General features: G+C 69.2%; 18 protein-coding genes. 8 read left to right on the top strand and 10 right to left on the bottom strand.

Annotated elements, in window-relative coordinates; translation table 11 throughout:
* Positions 1-846 precede the first annotated feature (846 nt).
* Entirely contained in the window at positions 847-2,184 is a 1,338-nt protein-coding gene (locus R2J75_RS01975) for an IS1380 family transposase (protein ID WP_316410509.1), read from the bottom strand.
* 39 nt (positions 2,185-2,223) lie between these two features.
* Here R2J75_RS01975 and R2J75_RS01970 point away from each other — a divergent pair, with 39 nt between their 5' ends.
* Positions 2,224-3,273 (top strand): aspartyl protease family protein, encoded by a 1,050-nt coding sequence (locus R2J75_RS01970; RefSeq protein ID WP_394365906.1) that lies wholly within the window; start codon positions 2,224-2,226, stop codon positions 3,271-3,273.
* A gap of 359 nt (positions 3,274-3,632) precedes the next feature.
* Here R2J75_RS01970 and R2J75_RS01965 read toward each other — a convergent pair whose 3' ends face one another.
* Positions 3,633-4,793, bottom strand: coding sequence for an IS256 family transposase (locus tag R2J75_RS01965; protein ID WP_316410508.1), 1,161 nt, complete (start codon positions 4,791-4,793; stop codon positions 3,633-3,635).
* A gap of 384 nt (positions 4,794-5,177) precedes the next feature.
* Between R2J75_RS01965 and R2J75_RS01960 the strand changes: the two genes are divergently transcribed.
* The 7 genes from R2J75_RS01960 to R2J75_RS01930 all read left to right on the top strand — a co-directional run bounded on the left by R2J75_RS01960 (position 5,178) and on the right by R2J75_RS01930 (position 12,060).
* Positions 5,178-8,213 (top strand): sensor histidine kinase, encoded by a 3,036-nt coding sequence (locus R2J75_RS01960; RefSeq protein WP_316410959.1) that lies wholly within the window; start codon positions 5,178-5,180, stop codon positions 8,211-8,213.
* Between the two features lie 33 nt (positions 8,214-8,246).
* Positions 8,247-8,594 (top strand): 6-carboxytetrahydropterin synthase QueD, encoded by a 348-nt coding sequence (queD, locus tag R2J75_RS01955; RefSeq protein WP_243330803.1) that lies wholly within the window; start codon positions 8,247-8,249, stop codon positions 8,592-8,594.
* On the top strand, positions 8,594-9,091 hold the full coding sequence (locus R2J75_RS01950) for an NDR1/HIN1-like protein (protein ID WP_243330805.1): 498 nt from the start codon (positions 8,594-8,596) through the stop codon (positions 9,089-9,091). Before queD ends, R2J75_RS01950 begins: the two co-directional genes overlap by 1 nt.
* A complete protein-coding gene (locus R2J75_RS01945) occupies positions 9,091-9,774 on the top strand; it encodes an HAD family hydrolase (protein ID WP_243330806.1) in 684 nt (227 codons plus the stop codon). Before R2J75_RS01950 ends, R2J75_RS01945 begins: the two co-directional genes overlap by 1 nt.
* A gap of 107 nt (positions 9,775-9,881) precedes the next feature.
* Positions 9,882-10,454 carry a ribosome recycling factor gene (frr, locus tag R2J75_RS01940; protein ID WP_243330808.1) on the top strand — a complete coding sequence of 191 codons (573 nt, stop codon included), beginning with the start codon at positions 9,882-9,884 and terminating at the stop codon, positions 10,452-10,454.
* Between the two features lie 7 nt (positions 10,455-10,461).
* Complete coding sequence (locus R2J75_RS01935) at positions 10,462-11,247, top strand: TSUP family transporter (RefSeq protein WP_243330810.1); 786 nt, start codon at positions 10,462-10,464, stop codon at positions 11,245-11,247.
* Between the two features lie 123 nt (positions 11,248-11,370).
* The gene (locus R2J75_RS01930) at positions 11,371-12,060 is read left to right on the top strand and encodes a superoxide dismutase (RefSeq protein ID WP_243330812.1); all 690 of its coding nucleotides are present in this window, start codon (positions 11,371-11,373) and stop codon (positions 12,058-12,060) included.
* Here R2J75_RS01930 and folK read toward each other — a convergent pair.
* From folK to R2J75_RS01890, 8 genes are all read right to left on the bottom strand, one after another.
* The gene (gene folK / locus R2J75_RS01925) at positions 12,026-12,508 is read right to left on the bottom strand and encodes a 2-amino-4-hydroxy-6-hydroxymethyldihydropteridine diphosphokinase (protein ID WP_316410958.1); all 483 of its coding nucleotides are present in this window, start codon (positions 12,506-12,508) and stop codon (positions 12,026-12,028) included. The genes R2J75_RS01930 and folK overlap by 35 nt on opposite strands.
* Before the next feature lies 1 nt (position 12,509).
* Positions 12,510-13,655 carry a glutathionylspermidine synthase family protein gene (locus R2J75_RS01920; RefSeq protein WP_243330816.1) on the bottom strand — a complete coding sequence of 382 codons (1,146 nt, stop codon included), beginning with the start codon at positions 13,653-13,655 and terminating at the stop codon, positions 12,510-12,512.
* A 1-nt stretch (position 13,656) separates the two neighbouring features.
* A complete protein-coding gene (locus R2J75_RS01915) occupies positions 13,657-14,544 on the bottom strand; it encodes a hypothetical protein (RefSeq protein ID WP_243330818.1) in 888 nt (295 codons plus the stop codon).
* Positions 14,541-14,942 (bottom strand): preQ(1) synthase, encoded by a 402-nt coding sequence (gene queF / locus R2J75_RS01910; protein ID WP_243330820.1) that lies wholly within the window; start codon positions 14,940-14,942, stop codon positions 14,541-14,543. The genes R2J75_RS01915 and queF overlap by 4 nt, the downstream gene beginning before the upstream one ends.
* A gap of 9 nt (positions 14,943-14,951) precedes the next feature.
* Complete coding sequence (queC, locus tag R2J75_RS01905) at positions 14,952-15,650, bottom strand: 7-cyano-7-deazaguanine synthase QueC (protein WP_316410957.1); 699 nt, start codon at positions 15,648-15,650, stop codon at positions 14,952-14,954.
* A gap of 31 nt (positions 15,651-15,681) precedes the next feature.
* Entirely contained in the window at positions 15,682-17,673 is a 1,992-nt protein-coding gene (locus R2J75_RS01900) for a serine/threonine-protein kinase (protein ID WP_316410956.1), read from the bottom strand.
* Between the two features lie 138 nt (positions 17,674-17,811).
* Complete coding sequence (locus R2J75_RS01895) at positions 17,812-18,531, bottom strand: lysophospholipid acyltransferase family protein (protein WP_243330825.1); 720 nt, start codon at positions 18,529-18,531, stop codon at positions 17,812-17,814.
* Complete coding sequence (locus R2J75_RS01890; protein WP_243330828.1) at positions 18,528-19,367, bottom strand: Hsp33 family molecular chaperone HslO; 840 nt, start codon at positions 19,365-19,367, stop codon at positions 18,528-18,530. Before R2J75_RS01890 ends, R2J75_RS01895 begins: the two co-directional genes overlap by 4 nt.
* Positions 19,368-19,422 lie beyond the last annotated feature (55 nt).

Here is a 19,422-nt window from a genome sequence, read left to right as displayed (position 1 = left end):
TATTCAACACTTAATATCAAGGATACGAAACACGACCGCCCCGAAAAACCCGAATCGTCGCCTGAATTCAGTATGAATAAGTCTAATGTTTTTGGCGATGTTCGCGGGTTTCCTCCCCAAAAGTCACCCATTTTTCAGTGGGGGATTTGAGAAGCATTGGACGGTCCCGCAATTCGCGCCTCGACTCGGCCGATTCCTTTTCGCGCCCGACCAGCATGTGCCACAGCTGGGGTGCAATCCCGTCAAATACCAAAGTGGAGCCAAGCCCTGGGGGCCTGACTCCACCATTTCAATCACCCTAAACCCCGTTCAGCCAGTTTCAATTCGGCATCAACTTTCACCCCGCCCTGAATCTTATTTGTTGCGCGAAGGTTTGTTCTTATCAATAAAATCATACCAGCCCAAGCGCAAGAGGAGGTTTGATCGTGAAGGCGTGCATATTTGGATGGCTTATAAGGGTGGCATCCGTCTTGGGCACAATGTCCCTTCTTGGGAATGTTGATGGGGCTCATCGAACTTCGTCCATAGAAGTTGATGAAAATGGAGCACCAATAGTTCTTGTTGTTCTAGATGACCCTGATCATCCCGGCTCCAGTCATTCTTACCGGTTTAATATTGACGTGAATCCGTGCGGATCCCTGCGGGATCCGACGGAACACGCTCCGAATGGGGCCATTGTCGCCGACCAGGCGCCGGGTTGAGATGTCGAAGGCCGCCTTCGCACCTTCACGGTCCCTTCGTGGGCCGGGAAACAGGGGCGTTTGGCGGGATACCCCAAATTCCGGATGGTCCTCCGGCCTGACGCCGGTGGTTTCTGGAGGCATCCGATCGAGAGCGTGGAGGCCGTCAGGCGCCGCAGAAATGGGCTCGGAGCAGGACCAGCCGGTCGAAGGCCAGACAGGTCCGCCCGAACTTGTAGGCCACCTGGCCCGCGTGGTGAACGACCCGTGCCGCCACGCACAGCAGTTCCTGGATCACCGTCCGGATGCGGCGACGCTTGCTCTCGTGCCGCTGCTTGTACCCCTTCAGGCCGATCTGCCCCATGAGGCGCAGGACGTTGTAGGCCAGGACGCCCATCTCCAGGATGAGGGCGTTGGTCATGAACTTGCCGCTGGGAAGCCGCTCCAGATCGAGTTCTCCCTTCATCTCGGAATGGAACTGCTCGCTCGTGCCGTGGTCCCGGTAGATGGCGACCACGTCGGCTTCCGGCAGGTCCAGGCTGGTGATCCAGGCATCCACGCCCACCAGGGGGAGCAGCAGGGCGTTGCCCTTGGCGTCCGTGGTGCGCTCGGAAACCTCCACCACCATCCGGTAGCGAACAACCCTTTCCTCGCCTTTGAACTTCACCGTTCGTTCCATCCGCTCCGAGAAGCGCACCACCCGCTTCCCTTCCCGGGGGTGGCTCCAGGCGGATTCCGGCATGCCCGCGGCCTTGTCCGCCCAGACCTCCAGGTTCTCCGTGCGCCAGTTGTGCTTGACCAGGTAGTCGATGCCTTCCTCGGCAGCCAGGGCGTAGTTCTCCAATGCGTCGTTGCCGGAATCCATGCGGAGCAGGATCCTCCTCCCGCTCACCAGTTTCTTGGCGAGGGCGCTCACCCGCGCCAGGAACGCGGGGGTCTCCTTCTGCGAGTGTTGGGTCCCCTCCCGCAATTCGAAGCCCAGGGCCCAGCCCTCCTCGCCCAGGTAGGCGGCGATGGGCGCGTAGCCCTCGAATTGCTTGTAGGTCCAGCCGATGCCTTCCTTCTTGGAGTTGGAGTTGTCCAGCGGGGTGACATCGACGTCCAGGGCCACGTGCCCGGTGGAGAGGGCGGTGATCGGGGCCTTGCTCTTGCGTAGGAGGTCGCCGGTGGCTTTCTGTACGTAGGGCATGTAGAGGTCCGCCCCTTCGTCCAGCCGCTGCCGGACGGTGACCGGCGAGGGGAAGGCCTGAAGGCCCAGGCTCTCCGGCGCGAGCACCTTGTCCTCCAGGGTCGAGACGGCCTCGAAGTCGCTCTTCCCCGTGCAGAGGGTTGCGACGTAGGCCAAAGCCACGTCGCCGGTCGGCACGGCTCCGGTCCGCTTGGGGAACTGCCGGGTGAGATCCTTGCCCAGGGTCGTGCACCGGTTCAGGATCTGGCCCACCAAGGCAAGCCCTGCGCCTCCAACCAGTTCCATCTTCTCAGACTTGATGAACTTGATTTCCATTCGGGTCACCCGTTGGGTGACACCGATCACCCGACTACAATGGTACCAAACCCTCATGGATATTGGGTTTCCGGAGATTCGCCGCAGGCGGATTGCACGGACTCAGGTATTGACACTGGAGCCAGCTTGTCGGTTTTAGATTCACGTATATCCAATCAGTTTTATCGTTTAGGCAGTAACTCACCCGTCAAAGTTGTAGACGCATCTGAACTCTCACAAAATACTACGCCAATCCTAATTAAGCGCATGGTTATTGACGGGCTCGTTCGTGAGAACGTCAAGGCAACCATTCACGACATAAGGACAACGCTTGGAGCATTCCAAGATAAGCCTGTCGATGGGATCCTTGGAATGAGCTTTTTGGAGGACACGCAAATTTTGCTAGACCTAAAAATGCGAAATATTGCTTGGCAAACCGAGCCATGCCTGGGCATGAAGGAAGTCCCTCTAAAATTTGGAAAGGACGGTATCCCTTATGCAATCCTGAACCTTTTTGGGAGGGAGGTCATGGCTGCAGTGGACACAGGCTTTCTGGGTGGCATGAGTTTCCCGCAAAAATACAAACCCAATTTAAAGGGACAAAAAACCATAAGCTCAGGCACATACTTCGGTGGATCAAACCAAGGAACCGAAATAATTATAGATCAGATCATGTGGGGTAATTATCAATGGCAAAACGCACCGGTAACATTTGAACAAAATGATGGTGATGCACTGATTGGTTCGTCTGTGTGGAGTTGCAATCCTGTCTGGTTCGATTTCTCCAAGGGGAATCCACGGATGAAGCTGACTCTTGACGAAGAAGGCTACTTACCTTTCGACAAGGCGGCGCATCGTCGGCTCCCCCTTGCATGGCGCAGGGATGAGGCGGGGCAGAAACTTTATATTGCCCACGTGAAAGCAGGGGGAAGGATGGAGAAGGCCGGCTGCCAGGTCGGAGACCAACTGATCAAGGTGGGAGAATTGTCCGGCGAAAATCTCAAGAGACGAGCCGTCCAAGACCTTGTGGCTTCTGGCATTGCCCATGATTGGCTTGTGTTGCGCAAGGACAACGTTGTTCGCCTGACCTTCGTGGCGACCGACCATTAGCCGCAATACGGTCGGCACAATGGATCACCGAGAGCGCCAGCCCGAGTCCCGTCAAGTGGTGTAGCAAGAGCGGCCAGCGAAGCGCCGCCGTACCCGTATGATCCGATTTCAATGAAATGCTGCTGCTGATGGACCTTTGGCCGGGGCGGTGTGGAAAACGCGCCAGCGTTTTCCAGGCGAAGCCCGCGGGTGTTGGAAGGTTGTGGACCCGAAGGGCGCCCCGCAGGGGCGTTGCCTGTGGACCCGGAGGGCGGGCCGGAGGCCCGTTTCGCGCAGCGAAATCCAGCGGGCAATCCATCAGCCTTTCCATGCCCGCGCACCGCCCCGGCCGGGTGGGTCGCGACCTCGCCCCAGGGCCATCACGCCTTCACCTTCAAGTAAGGGAACCGGGCAGAAACCCACTCAGCATGCTGGTCCGCGAGCAACGAGCCCAGAAGGCGCAGCACTGCGGCCCGGTTCGGAAAGATGCCCACCACGTCGGATCGCCGGCGAAGCTCACGGTTCTCCCGTTCCAGCACGTTGGTCGAGTGGATCTTTCGCCAGTGGGCTTTGGGGAAATCCATGTAGACCAGGACGTCCTCCACCGCCTCGTCCAGCAGGGCCGAGAAGCCGGGGTGCTTGCGCTGGGTATCCAGGGCCAGGGCTGCGAACAACCGCTGCGCATCCTCCTTGCAGGGCGCCTGGAAGGCCTGCTTCAGGCGGTCCAGAAGCTCCTCCTGCGCCGCCTTGGGCAACCGCGTCGCTGCATTCCGCATGAAATGAACCCGGCACCGCTGCCAGGAGACACCGTTCAGGACCCGCCGCACCGCCGCCTTCAGCCCAGTGTGGGCGTCCGAAACCACCAGCTCGACGCCCTTCAGCCCGCGCTTGACCAGGCCCTCCAGGAAGCCGCTCCACGCCGATTCCATCTCGCCATCAGCAACTTCCAGGCCCAGCACCTCCCGGTATCCCTGCTGGTTCACGCCAATGGCCACGAGCACTGCCAGGCCCACCACCCGCTGACCTTCCCTAACCTTCGGATACATGGCGTCCAGCCAGATGTAGCGGTAGGGGCCCTCCAGGGGCCTTTCACGAAACGCCGTCACCTCGGTATCCAGGTCCTTGGCCAGCCTGGAGACTTCGCTTTTCGACATCCCCTTGGCCCCCATGGCCTCGACCAGGTGCTCCACCTTGCGGGTGGAGATCCCGAGCACGTAGGCTTCCGAGACCACGCTCAGGAAGGCCCTTTCCCAGCTTCTGCGCGGCTCCAGAAAGTCTGGCATGTAGCTTCCCTGACGAAGCTTCGGAATCCGCAGCGGCATCGTCCCCAGGCGGGTTTCCCAGGCCCGGTCCCGGTACCCGTTCCGTTGATTCTCGCGCAAGGGCGAACGTTCCCCGGCCTCCGCCTGGCAGAGAGCGGTGACGTCGCTTGCCATGATCCGTTCCAGGGTCATCATCACGAGCTGGCGCAGGAAATCCCCGCTGCCTTCCTCCAAAGCCTTGCCCAGGGCCCCAAGACCCTCCACACTTTCTCTGGCCATCGTTCTCCGCTCCTATGTTGTTTCCGCAAAAACAAACATACGGAGGACGGTGGCCATCTGTCTGCCTACCCGGCTCTTACACCACTCCCTGGGACTCTATCGAGCGCCAGCGATGCCCTTTGGAGTTCCGGTGATCGTCTTGAATCCATGATGGGTCTCTCAGATCGGGCCTCCACCACCCCGGTCAAATCAAAAAAACCGAAACCCCAACGTCACCCAAATTGACCCTAATTATTGTTTTTATTGGTTATTATCATGCCTTCTAAGCCGTAGGCCACAGGTTCGAGTCCTGTTGGGCGCACCAGGCGAAGGCGGCTGGCATTCCCATGGGCGGGGCCCTACCATGGGACAACCTTTCAATCATTCATCACTCGGCTCCTGATCGTGCGATCCCTCCGTCGGACCATCCTTCCCCTGTTCCTGGCCCTGACGGCATGGCCGTTGCCGGCCCAGGGGGCGGGGCACTGGCCCGTCCGGCGCTACGGCAACGACGAGGGGCTGACCAGCGAGGTGGTGCGGGCCCTGGCCCAGGACAAGGAGGGGCTCATCTGGGCCGGGACGGAGGCGGGGCTGGCCATTTTCGAGGGCCGGCGGTTCGTGTCGTACCAGGGCCCCCTGCCCTCCACCCTCGTCACGGCCCTGGCGGCGGACCCGGACGGCTCCCTCTGGGTGGCCACGGAGGCGGGCGCCTGCCTCATCCGGGACCGGCGGACGGTCCTCCTGGGCGCGGCCCATGGCCTACCGCGGCAGGCCTTCCGCGCCGTGGGCCGCGACGGCGGCGGCCACCTCTGGCTGCTGGGCGCCGCGAACCTCTACGTGGAGCACGGCGCCCTGCGGTTCGAGCCGGCCCCGCCCCTCCCGGGCGGGGAGCGGCCCACCCAGCTCTATGTGGACGGGGCCCGCACGGACACCCTCGTCCTGTCGGCCCGGACCCTCCAGGCGTGGACCCCCGGCGGCTGGCGCCCCCTGGCCCTGCCCCCCGTGGGAAGCAGCGAGGTGCTCCTGAAGGTGGCCCGGGACGGCGAGGACGGGCTCTGGCTGCGCACGAGCAGCGCCATGTGGCACCGCCCCCGGGGCGGCGCCTGGGTGCGGGAGCGGGCGGCCATGACCGGCGGCTTCGGCTTCAACTCCGGCCTGGACCGGGACGCGGCGGGCTGGGTCTGGTTCGACGACGCGGACGGCCTGTGGCGGGTGCAGGGCTCCCGGCGGGAGCGCCGGGGGGAACCCTCCGAGGACGCCAAGGGCGGCCTGGTGGACCGGGAGGGCGGGATCTGGATCCGCTCCGACCACGGGATCCTGCGCACCCTGGGCCGGGGCGCCTGGGTCTTCCGGGACACCCGGGACGGGCTGCCCGCATCGCTCACCTGGATGCTGGCCCGCGACCGGACGGGCACCCTGTGGGCCGCCACGGACAAGGGGCTCTGCCGGTCCGTCCCGGGCGGGTTCCAGACCCTCCTCCCGGGGCGGATCCTGACCCTGGCCCTGGCGCCGGACGGACAGCTGTGGGCCTCCGGCAGCCCCGGGGGCAGTGTCTTCGAGGTGGACCCCGCCACCCTGCGCGTCCGCACCCACCGGGTGGACCCCCTGCCCCGCGCCCGCGTCACCGGGGCCCTCACCGTGGACAGCGAGGGCACCCCCTGGGTCGCGGACCGGGAAGGGGGCGGCCTCGTGCGCGGCACCCGGCGCGGGCAGGGCTGGACCTGGACCCCGGTCACCGTGGACGGCAAGGTCCCGGGCGAGGTGCAGGGCCTCTGCCCCGTGCCGGGGGGCGGCATCGCCCTCCTCCACGACGGCACCCTGAGCCTCTTCCGCCGCGGCCGCTGGGAGGCGGTGCCGGGCCTGCTGCCCGAGGGCCCCGGGGCCGTGGCCTTCGGACCCAACGGACGCATGGCCGTCAGCTACCGGAACCGGCCCGTCCTCACGCTGCACCGCCTGGGCCCGGACCGGGTGACCCCCGTGGGCGCCGTGCCCATCCAGGGTCCGGACGGCGCCGACCTGTCCTACGTGACCTTGTTCAGCCTCGCCGTGGACCGGGAGGGGCGGGTGTGGGTGGGCTCCAACCTGGGCGTGGGGCTGTACGAGGAGGGCGCCAACCCGCCCTTCCGGATGGTGGGCTCCGAGGACCGCATCACCCGCCCGGAGTGCAACGAGGCGGCCATTCTCACGGAAGGGGACCAGGTCTGGCTGGGCACCACCGCCGGCCTGGCCCTCTACCGCCACGGCTTCGCTCGGACACTTGAGCGCCCCTCCTCCCTCCAGCGCCCCCTGATCCTCTGGGCCCGAGCCGGCCGCCTGGAGCTGGATCCCGTCGGTCCCGCCCCGCGTCTGCCCCGGAAGCAGAACGAACTGGAGCTCCAGTTCCTCGTGCCCGCCTACCAGGCCCCGGGCCGGCTGGTCTTCGAGGCCCGCCTCCAGGGCGTCGACCCGGACTGGGTCCGCCTGGAGGAACCCCGCCTGCGCTACGCGGGGCTCCAGGCGGGGCGATACCGGCTGGACATGCGGGGGGTCATCCTGGACGGGGAGACCGGCCCGACCCTCAGCGTGGCCTTCCGGGTGCTCCCCGCCTGGTGGGAGACCCCCTGGGCCCGGGCCGCCGGCCTGCTCTTGGCGGGGGCGGCGGTGGCTTTGGCCGTGCGCCTCCGCAGCCTGGCCCTCCAGGCCCGCAACCGGCAGCTCCAGGAGGAAGTGGCCCGCCAGACAGCCGCCCTCCAGGAGGCCTCCCGGGCCAAGAGCGCCTTCCTGGCCAACATGAGCCACGAGCTCCGGACGCCCCTCAACGCCATCCTGCTCTACGCCGAGCTCCTGCAGGAGGAGGCCCGGGACCGGGGCCTGGCCTCCACGCTGGAGGACGCCCTCAAGATCGCCCAGGCCGGCGGGGCCCTCCTGGCCCTCATCGACGACATCCTCGACATCTCCAAGATCGAGGCCGGGCACATGCGCGTCGAGCCCGAGGACATCCCCTTCGGGGCCTTCATCGAGCGCCTGGACGGAACCTTCCGGCCCGTGGTGGAGCGCCAGGGCAACACCTTCGTCCTGGACCTGGAGGGGGCCCCGGAGCGCATCCACACCGATCCCGTCCGCCTCCTCCAGATCCTGGGCAACCTGGTGGGCAACGCCGCCAAGTTCACGGAGAACGGCCGCGTGACCCTCCGGGCCCGCCGGGACGGCGACGGCCTCCTGGTGGAGGTGGAGGACACCGGCATCGGCATGACCTCCGAGGAGCAGGCCAAGGTCTTCCAGGAGTTCGTCCAGGCCGACTCGGGGACCACCCGCAAGTACGGCGGGACCGGCCTGGGCCTGGCCCTGGTGCGGCGCCTGACCGGGATGCTGGGCGGAACGGTGGCCATGGACTCCCGCCCGGGGGAGGGCACCCGGGTCCGCATCCGGATCCCCGGCGTCCAGGCCGGCCCTGTGGGATAATGGGACCCCCCGACGGGGTATGAGGCTCCATTCATGATTCTTCGCAAGGAATACGGCTTCGAGGCCGCCCACTTCATCCACAACCACCCCGGCAAGTGCAAGAACCTCCATGGGCACTCGTACAAGCTGTTCGTCTCCCTGGAAGGCCCGGTGCATCCCGAGACCGGCATGATCATCGACTTCGACGACCTCTCCAAGGTGGTCGTGGAGAAGGTGATCCAGCGCCTGGACCACCACTTCCTCAACGACCTCATCCCCCTGTCCACGGCCGAGAACATCTCCGTGTGGATCTGGGAGCAGCTCAAGCCCGCCCTCCCCGAGCTCTGCCAGGTCGAGGTGTTCGAGACCGCCGACAACTGCGTCATCTACCGGGGCGCCTGATGGCCGCCCGGGCCTGGCGGGTGGTCCCGGTCCTGGCCGCGGCGGTGGCCTGTTCTCCCATCCAGGAGTATCAGGCGGCCGCACGCAGCCTCCGCTTCCGGCTGGCCCGGGTCGAGCCCGACCTGCGCGTGGCCCTGCCCCTGGACCGCTCCCGGATCGTGTTCCGGCTCGTCCTGGAGGTGGAGAACCCCTCCCAGGTTCCCTTCCGGGTCCTCGGCTTCGGCGGCGACCTGGGCCTCACCTTCCGGGAAGCCAGGCGTCCCCTGGGGCGCCTGGAGCTGGCCCGGCCCCTGGAGCTCCCCGCCGGCGGCACGGCCCGCATGGAAACGGAACTCTCCTTCACCTATCAGGACCTGCGCGACAACTGGACGGCCATCCAGGCGGTGACCTCCGGCGGCAGTGGCGCCTGGCATCTGGACGGCCAGCTCAAGGTGGACGCCTTCGGTTTCCCCCTCCAGCTGCCGGTCCGGACCACGCGGGACTTCGGAGGACGCTGATGATCCGTGCCGTGGTGTTCGACCTCTGGAACACGCTGGTCCACAGCCGGCACGGAGACCCCTTCCGCCACCTGCAGCGCCTCCTCACGGAGGACCAGCGGGAGCGCTACCCGGAGTTCCGGCAGGAGGCCATGGACCGCCCCCACCCGGACGCCCGCACCTTCATCGCCGGCTGGATGGACCGGCTCGGCCTCACCGGGGAGCAGATCCTGGCCATGGCCGACGTGTTCCAGACCGCCGCGGACGACGCCGCCTGGTTCCCGGAGGCGGAGGCGGCGGTGGCCGCCACCCGCAAGGTGGCCCGGGTGGGCCTGCTCTCCAACACCCAGAGTTTCGACATGGCCTTCCTGGACCGCCTGGGCCTGGCGCGGGCCATCCCCACCCGGTGCCTGTCCGCGCTGACCGGCCACCTGAAGCCCGAGCCGGGGGCCTTCGAGGACATGCAGCGCCGCCTCGGCCTCTTCCCCGGCGAGATCGCCATGGTGGGCGACAGCTGGCGGGACGATGTGACCGGGGCCCTGCAAGCCGGCTGGACGGCCATCTGGGTCAACCGGGAGGGCCGCCCCCGCCCCGAGGACCTGGATCCGGAGGCCGAGTTCCTGGAGGTCCCCGACCTCTCCCGGGTGCCGGACGCCATCCGGGGCCTGCAGGAGGGGGCGCGCTGCTCCACCTGCCTGGGCTAGCGGCGTCCGCAAAGCGGCCTGAATCATCCGAAGGGCGCGGACGCGGCACTGGCGTTTTCCCCCAATACCCGCTAGAAAAAAGAGAACGGAACGAAACGGAGCTCCCCATGACGGCAAATGTCGAGACGATCCTGGCCGATGCCAAGAAGAAGATGAAGTCCTCCCTGGACACCCTGAAGAAGGAGATGGCCACGGTCCGCACCGGCCGCGCCAACGCCGGCATCCTCGACACCATCCAGGTGGAGTACTACGGCGCCAACATGCCCCTGAACCAGATCGCCGGCGTGAGCGTCCCCGAGCCCGCCATGCTCGTCATCACCCCCTTCGACAAGAGCGCCATCAAGGCCATCGAGCACGCCATCCTCAAGTCCGAGCTGGGCCTGAACCCCGCCAACGACGGCGTCGTCATCCGCCTGCCGATCCCGCCCCTCACCGAGGAGCGCCGCCGCGACCTGACCAAGGTGGTGAACCGCATGGGCGAGGAGATCAAGACCGCCATCCGCAACGTCCGCCGCGACGCCAACGAGGACGTGAAGAAGCTGGAGAAGGACAAGACCGCCCCCCTCTCCGAGGACGCCGCCAAGAAGGCCCTGGACCAGATCCAGAAGGCCACCGACGAGTCCATCCGCGAGGTCGACGACATCGTCAAGCACAAGGACGCCGAGATCATGCACGTCTAGGCCCTGGATGACGGTCCATCCCCTCCCCCTCGCGCTGCTGGTCCTGGCGGCGCTCCTGGCCGGCTTCGTGGACGCGATCGTGGGCGGGGGCGGCCTCATCACCATCCCGGCCCTGATGCTGGGCCTGCCCGCGGGCACCCCGGTCACGACGATCCTCGGCACCAACAAGGTGGTGGCCTGCACGGGCACCACGATGGCCGCGGGCCAGTTCGTGCGGGCCCGCGTCCTGCACTGGCGCGACCTGGTGGGCCCCGTCCTCGCGTCGGGGGCCGGCGCCAGCCTGGGGGTGGCCCTGGCCTACCTCGTGCAGGGCCGGGCCGAACCCTTCTTCCGGCCCGTCATGGTCGTCCTCATGGTGGCCATGCTCGCCTTCACCCTCTTCAAGCCGGACATGGGCCGCCTCCACGCGCCCAAGCACGCCCCCGGCCACCTGAGGGCCTACGCCCTGGCCATCAGCTTCGCCATCGGGGCCTACGACGGGTTCTTCGGGCCGGGCACGGGCTCCATCCTCATCTTCCTCTTCGTCACGGTGCTGGGGTACGACTTCCTCCGGTCCTCGGCCCTGGCCAAGGCCGTGAACTGGGCCTCCAACTTCGCCAGCCTCGTGCTCTTCGTGTCCCGGGGCAGCTGGATCCCCGCCGTGGCCCTGGCCATGGCCGTGGGCAACGGCGTGGGCGGCTACCTCGGCGCCCGCACCGCCCTGAGCAAGGGCAGCGGCCTGGTACGCGGCGTCTTCATCGCCGTCGTCGGCGCCCTCATCCTCCGGCTGGGGTGGCAGATGGTGAAGGGCTGAGGGCCCATTCACGACCCGTCAGTCATCAAAAAGCCCATGGCCCGCCTGGCGGCGCCTTTGAAAAAACCATTAGGCAACTCCGGCGGTCGGATTTACAGTGACCTCCTGCCATCCGGAGGAACCATGGACCGTCGACACTTGCTGGGCACCCTCGCCGCGGGGACCCTGGGGCTCGGCCTTGCGGGACACCTGGAGGCCGGGGAGGCCGCCCCGGCCCCGGCGCCCACGCCCCAGCCCGGCTACACCCCTCGCCCCTTCGCCTTCGAAGCCGGCCTGCCCGGCCTCTCCAAGGACCTGCTGGCGGAGCACCTGGCCCTCTACAAGGGCTACGTGGGCCGCACCAGCGCCCTCGTGAAGGACGTCCTGGCGGCGGAGACCGAGGGCAAGGCCACGCCCATGGTCCAGGAGCTGCGCCGGCGCCTGGGCTTCGAGTTCAGCGGCATGCGCCTGCACGAGCTGTACTTCGAGGCCCTCCGCGACAAGGCCGGCGCCCCGGGCGCGGACCATCCCCTCCAGAAGGCCATCCGGGCCACCTGGGGCTCCTTCGACGCCTGGTGGGCCGCATTCAAGGCCACCTGCGTCATGCCGGGCATCGGCTGGGGGGCCCTCGTCAAGGACCCCGCCACCGGCCGGCTCATGAACGCCTGGATCCAGGATCACGAGAACCAGGTGGCCGTGGGCACCGTCCCCCTGCTCGTGGTGGACGTGTGGGAGCACGCCTACGTGAAGGACTACGGCGCCACCGCCCGCGCCAAGTACGTGGACGCGGTGCGCCCCCTCATCGACTGGGGGGTCGTGGAGAAGCGCTACTGAGGGCCTCCGGCCCGATCCCCAGCGCCCGGGCCGGCTCCACCACGAAGGGGCGGCCCGCGGCGCGGGGGTGGGGCAGGACCAGGGCCAGTTCGGGCCCCAGGGCCGCCAGGTCCGGGGGCGCGGGCCAGCGCCAGGTCCCCCGCGCGTCCCCGGCCAGGATCAGGTCCAGGTCCAGGGTCCGGGGGATGTTCCGGCCGGCCTGGACGCGATCCCGGCCCAGGCGCAGTTCGGCCCGCAGCAGGGCCTCCAGGAGGGCGGGCGGGTCCAGGGCCGTGTCCACCAGGGCGACGGTGTTCAGGTAGTCCGGCCCCCGGCCCGATTCGTCCGGCGTCTCGGTCCACAGGGGCGAGGGGGTCACGGCGCCCAGGGACGCCAGGGCGGCCAGGCCCGCCTCCAGGTGGGCCCGGCGGTCGCCGAGGTTGGAGCCCAGGGCCACCAGCGCGCGCACCTCAGCCCTCGATGAGGTGGGGCGCGAAGGAACTGCCGTTGTCGGTGATCAGGCCCGCGCACTCCCGGATGCCCATGCCCGCCGGTTCCCCGTCCACGATCCAGGCGCCCAGGACGGGGCGGAAGCCGTCGAAGGCGGGGATCTCCGCGAAGCCCTGGTACACGTGGCCCTCGGCGCCGTAGCAATCCATGGCCTTGCCCCGCACCTCCCGGCCCGGCGCGTGGATCTCCACGTTGGCCCCCTCCCGGGCCAGGATGGGCTTGCGCACGTAGGCGGCCAGGTCCCGGGGCCCGTCCAGGTAGGCCGGCAGCAGGTAGGGGCTGTCGGGGAACAGCTCCCAGAGGATGGCCAGGAGCGCCTTGTTGGACAGGAGCATCTTCCAGGCCGGCTCCAGGAAGGTGCAGGGCCGGGGCTGGCGGGCCAGGTGCGGGCCGAACCCGTCGCGGACCATGAACTCCCAGGGGTAGAGCTTGAAGGCGGCGCGCACGGGGCGCCCGTCCAGGTCCACGAAGCCGTTGCGGGCCGCGTCCCAGCCCAGGTCCTCGATGAGCATCTGGGCGGTGGAGAGCCCCGCCTGGTCCGCCGTGTCCCGGAGGTAGGCCGTGGTCTGCTGGTCCTCCTCCGTGTCCTGGTGGAGGAAGTACACCGTGCCCGCGGGCAGGAGGTCCTGGGCCCGCTTCCAGGCCGCGACGAGGCGCTCGTGGAGGGAATTGAACTGGTCCAGGCCGGGGAAGCGGTCCTCCAGCCAGTACCACTGGACCACGGCCGCCTCCACCAGGGAGGTCGGGGTGTCGGCGTTGTACTCCAGGAGCTTGGGGTACCCGCGCCCGTCGTAGGCCAGGTCGAACCGCCCGTAGAGGCCGACCTCATCCCGCTCCCAGCTCTCGCGCAGGGCGGGGACCATCCAGTCCGGGATGCCGTACGCGGCGAACCGGCCCCGGTCGAGGACGTGCTGGACGGCCTCCAGGCACATGGCCTGCAGGGCCGCGGCGGCCGCCTCGATCCGGCCGACCTCCGCGGCGGTGAAGGTGTAGCAGGCGTCCTCCCGCCAGTAGGGGGCGCCGTCCTCGTGGGTGTGCCAGGTGAAGCCCTGCCCTTCCACGATCTCCTGCCAGCCGGCTCTCGGCCGGACCGCGCGCCGTTCCATGTCAGCCTCCCGTCCCGGACACGTGGCCCGCGTGGCCGAAGCCGCCCCGGCCCACGGCGCCGATGGGGGCCTTGCCGGAGATGGAGCCCCGGGGCCCCGCGACGAAGGCCTGGCCCGGCAGGCCCTGGACGCTTCCCACCGTGGGCGGCCGCCACGCGGAGCCTCCCAGGAAGACCATGGACCGCCCGCCGGTGGGGGCGGCGGCCCCGCGGAAGCGCGCCGCGTCCTGCTCGGTGACGGGGCGGCCGGGATCGCTGGCCCGGAACCCGGGGGCCAGGGGCGAGAAGGCGCCCCCGCGCCAGCCGTACGACACCGGCCGGTGGAAGAGCAGGTGCCACAGGAGGTAGTCGTCGAGCCAGGTGCGGTGGCCCCAGCTGGCCAGGTGGCGCCGCTCCGGGTCCTCGTAGCGGATGCGCTCGACCTCGCCCTGGAAGCCGTGGCGCAGGGCGAGCTCCTTCATGCGCGCCTCGGAGGCGTAGTCGATCACCCAGAGGAGGCGGCCGTTCTCCTTGAACTCCCCGTCCCACTCGCCGTCCCGCAGGCGCTCGGCGGTGAGCTGGGCCACGTAGGTGTTGCCCTTCAGCAGGTCCTTCACGGACACGCCGACCAGGAAGAGGTTGGGCGTGAGGGGCGTGAGGGTCTGGCCCTCCACGAGGAGCTCGGGGTGGTGCTCGCCGATGAAGTCGCCGGCGGCCGTCCTCACCTGCTCCAGCACCTCGGGCGTGGGCGGGGCCGTCTCCGCCTCCCGGCGCTGGGCGTCCTCCCAGGCCTGCCGGGCCCGGGCCTCCTCGGCCCGCTTCTGGCGCCGCGCCTCGGTGTCGCAGCCCAGGTTCCCCGCGGTCGCCGCGAGGATCAGGAGGAGGGGAGGGACGGCGCCGCGGAAGCTCATGGCCGCTTCCCGCACTCCGCCTTGACCAGGGTCCGGATGCCGCCGCGGATGAGGAAGTCCCCCTCCACCTGCAGCCACTGGGGCTCGAGGGCGGCGGCGAGGTCGTCCAGGATCTGGTTGGTGACCGCCTCGTGGAAGGCGCCGCGGTCCCGGAAGCTCCAGAGGTACAGCTTGAGGGACTTGGACTCCACGCAGAGCTGGTCGGGCACGTAGGTGATGCGCAGGCGCGCGAAGTCGGGCTGGCCCGTCATCGGGCACAGGCACGTGAACTCGTCGGTCTCGAAGACCACCTCGAAGGCGCGGCCGGGGCGCGGGCTCTTGAAGGTGTCCAGGGTGGTGCTCGGTTCGGTGACCTTGCGCTTGGGAAGGGTCTTCAGGGTCGGCTGGCGGGCGGGCATGGGGGCTCCTCAGGGGCGCAGGTCGGCGGGGATGAAGGCATAGGGAATGGGATCGGCCACGCCGGCCTCCTTGAACCCGCGCAGGCGCAGGAGGCAGGAGTCGCAGCGGCCGCAGGCCTCGCCCTCGGCCTGGTAGCAGCTCCAGGTCAGGTGCAGGGGCGCGCCCAGCTCCACCCCCAGGCGCACGATGTCCCGCTTGCGGAGGTGGAGGAGGGGGGCGTGGAAGGCCAGGTTCGTCTCGGGCCGCGTGCCCAGGTTGGCGGCGGCCTCGAAGGCCTTCAGGAAGGCCTCGCGGCAGTCGGGGTAGCCGCTGGAATCCTCCTCCACGAAGCCCACGTGGACGGCGGTCGCGCCCAGGACCTCGGCCCAGCTCACGGCCGTGGCCAGCAGGTGGGCGTTGCGGAAGGGAACGTAGCTGACGGGGACGCCCGCCCGGTCCAGGTCGCCCTCGGGCAGGGGGATGGAGGCGTCGGTCAGGGCGGAGCCGCCGATGGCCCGGAGCCCCGCGAAGGGAACGACCAGACGGCGACGTGCCCCGTAGGCGTCGGCGATGGCCTCGAAGGCCGCCCGCTCCCGCCCCTCCGTGAGCTGGCCGTAGTCCGCGTGGAGCAGGGCCAGATCGAAGCCGGCGGCCCGGGCGGCCGCGGCGGCCACACAGGAATCCAACCCGCCGGAGAGGGAAACGACAGAAAGGGGGGCTGACGGCATGCGGCTCCTCGAAACTATCTACGATAGCCCATCAGGAGGTCAGCTCGCGCCTCGTTCTGGCCACCTGGGCCCGCTTGACGGGAAGCAGCCACGCGTACGCCGGGATGGGGCGGGCCGCGTCCAGGAAGGCGTCCGCCTGGTCCAATTCCCGCCGCCAATCCCCTCCGAGGCGGTAGAGGGCCTGCGCCTTCCCGATCCGGACCGCCACCATGGCGCTCAGGGCCCGGGGGTAGCGGGCCCGCATGGCGAGGACGGTCTCCACCAGGCCCTCCGCCTCGGTCCAGACCCGCAGGGACTCCGCCGGGCGGAGCCGGGCCTTGGCCAGCCAATGGAGGCGCCAATCCAGGGAGGCCAGGTAGCCGGTGATGTCGCTCCGGCCCACGGTGCGGGCGTGGAGGGCCGCCGTCTCCGCCTGGTGGAACCGCTCCAGGGCGCCCGGTTCGTCCCCCGCATCCAGGCGCTGGCAGCCCAGGCTCGTCCAGGCATAGGCCTCCTCCAGCCAGGCCGGGTAGAAGGCGGGATCCTCGGCCTGGAGGGCCCGGGCGGCCACCAGGGCCCCCTCCCCGTCCCCCTCGAAGATCTGGAGCATGATCGCGCAGAGTTCCGGCGGCTCCCAGGTGGCGCCCTGGGCGCGCGCGAGGAAGCGCCGCGCCTCCGCCAGATGGTGGGCCGCGCGGTCCGGCGCGGGCCGGATGTCCCCCAGCTGCTCCTCGTCCTTGAGGCGGATGTAGGACTCGCAATGGACCTTGGCCAGGGCGTACGCCGTGTCGGGGGTGTGGTACCCGCAGCGCCAGGCCTCCTCCAGGGCGGCCAGGGCCGGCTCCAGGAAGCGCATGCTGAGGTAGCCCCGCCCCAGGGCCAGGTTTCCGGGCCCCCGGGCCTCCGGCCCCAGCGCCTCCATGTCGGCCCGGATCCGGTCCAGGCCCTCGGTCATCTCGTCCAGGAGGGGGGCCAGATCGTGCGGCGGGTGGAGGCGTTCGGCCGCCATGGCCCCCTCCAGGTCCCGGGCCTCCGCCGAGAAGCGCAGCGCCAGCACGGTGCGGCGCTTCTCGGCGGCACGGTGCACGGCCGCCCAGGCCGCGAAGGCCCCGCCCAGGACCAGGGCCGCCCCCAGGGCGGCCGCCGGGGCCCGATGGTTCCGCAGGGCCTTCCGCAGGACCCGGACCCATCCGGCGCGGTCCGCGGCGAGGGGCTCCCCGTCCCGGAAGCGCCGCAGGTCCTCGGCCAGGGCGGCCGCGGTGGGGTAGCGGTCCTGGGGCCGCTCCTCCAGGCACCGCCGGAGGATCCGCTTCAGGTCCCGGGGCACCCGGGGCTCGCCGGGCCGAGGCGCCAGGCCCCCGCCGCCCCCCGGCAGGGGCCGCTCCAGATCCAGGACGCTGCAGAGGGTGGCCCCCAGGGCGAAGATGTCCGTGGCGGGTCCCACCTGGTCCCCGTCCCCGCAGCGCTGCTCCGGGGCCATGAAGGTGGGCGTGCCCACGACGGCCCCTTCCGCCGTCAGGTCCTCCCCCAGGTCCTTCGCAAGGCCGAAGTCCGCCACGTAGGGGATCCACGCCCCCGCGGGGCCCCGCTCCAGGAGGATGTTGGAGGGCTTGAGGTCCCGGTGGACCAGCTTGAGGCGGTGGGCGGCGTGCATGGCCTGGGCGACCCCGGCCAGGATCTCGCAGGCCTCGTCCCGTCCGATGCCCGGGGCGGCCTCCCGCAGGGTGGGCCCCGCCACCAGCTGCATGGCGATGCAGGGGGTCCCGTCGGCCACCTCCACATCGAAGATCCGGCAGACGTTGGGGTGGTTCACCCGGGCCTGGAGCTGGGCCTCCCGCATGAACCGGACCAGGGCCTCCGGCCGGGAGGCGCCCAGGAGCTTGAGGGCCACCTCCCGGTCCAGGAGGGTGTCCCAGGCCCGGAAGACCTCCCCCATTCCCCCCTTCCCCAGGCTGGGCCCCAGGCGGTAGCGGCCGAGCTTCCGGCCCTCGGTGGCCCAGGGGGGGCGGGAGGACGGGAGGGAGGGGTGGGCCTCGGCGCGCATGACAAAATATAAATTATTTTTTAATTCTGCGACAGCGAAGGTCCACGCCCGCTCGGGTGGGTTCGCCCTGCCCGAACAGACTCTGCGGTCATTCGGACGAGCTGAAGGCGCCGAAGGGTCCGGCCATATATTAATTATTTAAAACGACTGCGCCTCGGCCCAGGTCTCGAAGGCGTCCAGCTCCCGCTCCAGGCGGGCCCGGTGGGGCTCCTCGTCCCCGTCGGCGGGGACCTGGAAGGGGGCCCCGTAGCGAACGATCACCTTGCTGAAGGGCTTGGGCACCAGCATCTCGTCCCAGGTGCGGAGCTTCCACGCCCGCTCGTAGGCCACGCACACGGGGATCACCCAGGCGCCCGTCTTGCGGGAGACGGCCAGGACGCCCCCCTTCACCTGCTGGCGCGGGCCCCGGGGGCCGTCCACGGTGATGCCCAGGTCCCAGCCCTCCTTCACGGCGCGGATCATCTTCACGAGGGCCTGGGCGCCCCGGTCCCCGGCCGTTCCGCGGACCGCGTGGATGCCGAACCACTTCCAGGTGGCGGCGCTCCGCTCCCCGTCCTTGCTGTCGCTGGACAGGATGGCCACGCCCCGGGGCTCGCCCAGGGGGGTGCGGCGGCGGAAGGGATAGGCCTGCGGCATCATGACGAGCCGGCGGTGATAGAAGGACAGGACCACCCGGTCCCCCTCCCGGACCAGGTCCTCCACCGGCTGGAACCCCTCCCGGGCGATCCGGAGGGTGTAGGCCAAGGTCTTGATGAGGATGGAGGCGACGAGGGGCACGAGCCGGAAGTTGACCCAGACGCTGAGGGGACCGCCTAGGGGACGACCACGGTCGATGATCTGGACCCGCTCCCGGCTCACGCGTCCCCCCCGGCCGGGATATCGGCCCGGGCCACCCGGTACTCGGCGCCGCAGTAGTCGCAGCGCACGTCCACGGGGAGGTCCTCCTTGAACATGTCCGCCAGGCGCTCCGCCCCGAAGCCGGCCAGGGCCTGCAGCAGGCTCTCCCGGGAGCAGCGGCAGTGGTAGCGCACGTCGGTCGCCCCGAGGACCTCGGACCCGGGGCCCCGGTTGATCCAGGTGCAGAGGAAGTCGGGCGTCCGCTCCCACAGGGGCACCACCTCCAGCCCGTCCAGGGCGTCGATGAGGGCCTGGAGCCGGTCCGGAGGGCAACCCGGCATGGGCTCGACCAGCAGGCCCCCGGCCTCCCCCGTGGCGGGGTCGCACCAGAGGTCGACGCTGGCCTGGACCTGCTCGGACTGCTGCAGGTAGGCCTCGAACTGCTTGGCGAGGGAGCCCTCCACCCATTCCAGGTTGCCCATGTAGGGCTGGGCCCCCGCCGTGGAGCGCATGACCTGGACCAGGCCGGGCCCCTCGAGCCAGGCGCCGTCCTTCCCCGGGACGGGGTCGAGGACGCCGCGGATGTCCCCCTCGGGCCAGGCGTCGGACACGACGGCCTTGGCCCGGCCCGAGGTGCGCACCAGGATCTGGAGCCGTTCGGAGAAGAAGGTCCGGGCCTGGAGCAGCAGGGTCCCCGCCAGGTGCTGGACGAGGACGGCGCAGGCGTCGGCCTCCAGCTGGGGGTGCCCCCGGCGGACGCCGTCCCAGAGGGGGCTCGCGTCCAGAGCGGAGAGGCGGATGTGGCGATCGGAAGTGAGGGCCCGTACGACCCGGGCGGCGGCGGCGGGTTCTTGCATGACCCAAGTGTAGCTTCTCCCCGGCCTCCGCCGAATGTGAGAGGCTGGGAGGAGG

This window comes from Mesoterricola sediminis, from assembly GCF_030295425.1.
GTDB lineage: Bacteria > Acidobacteriota > Holophagae > Holophagales > Holophagaceae > Mesoterricola > Mesoterricola sediminis.
The sequence above is the reverse complement of the archived record's forward strand: the minus strand, read 5'-3'. Positions and strand labels throughout refer to the sequence as shown.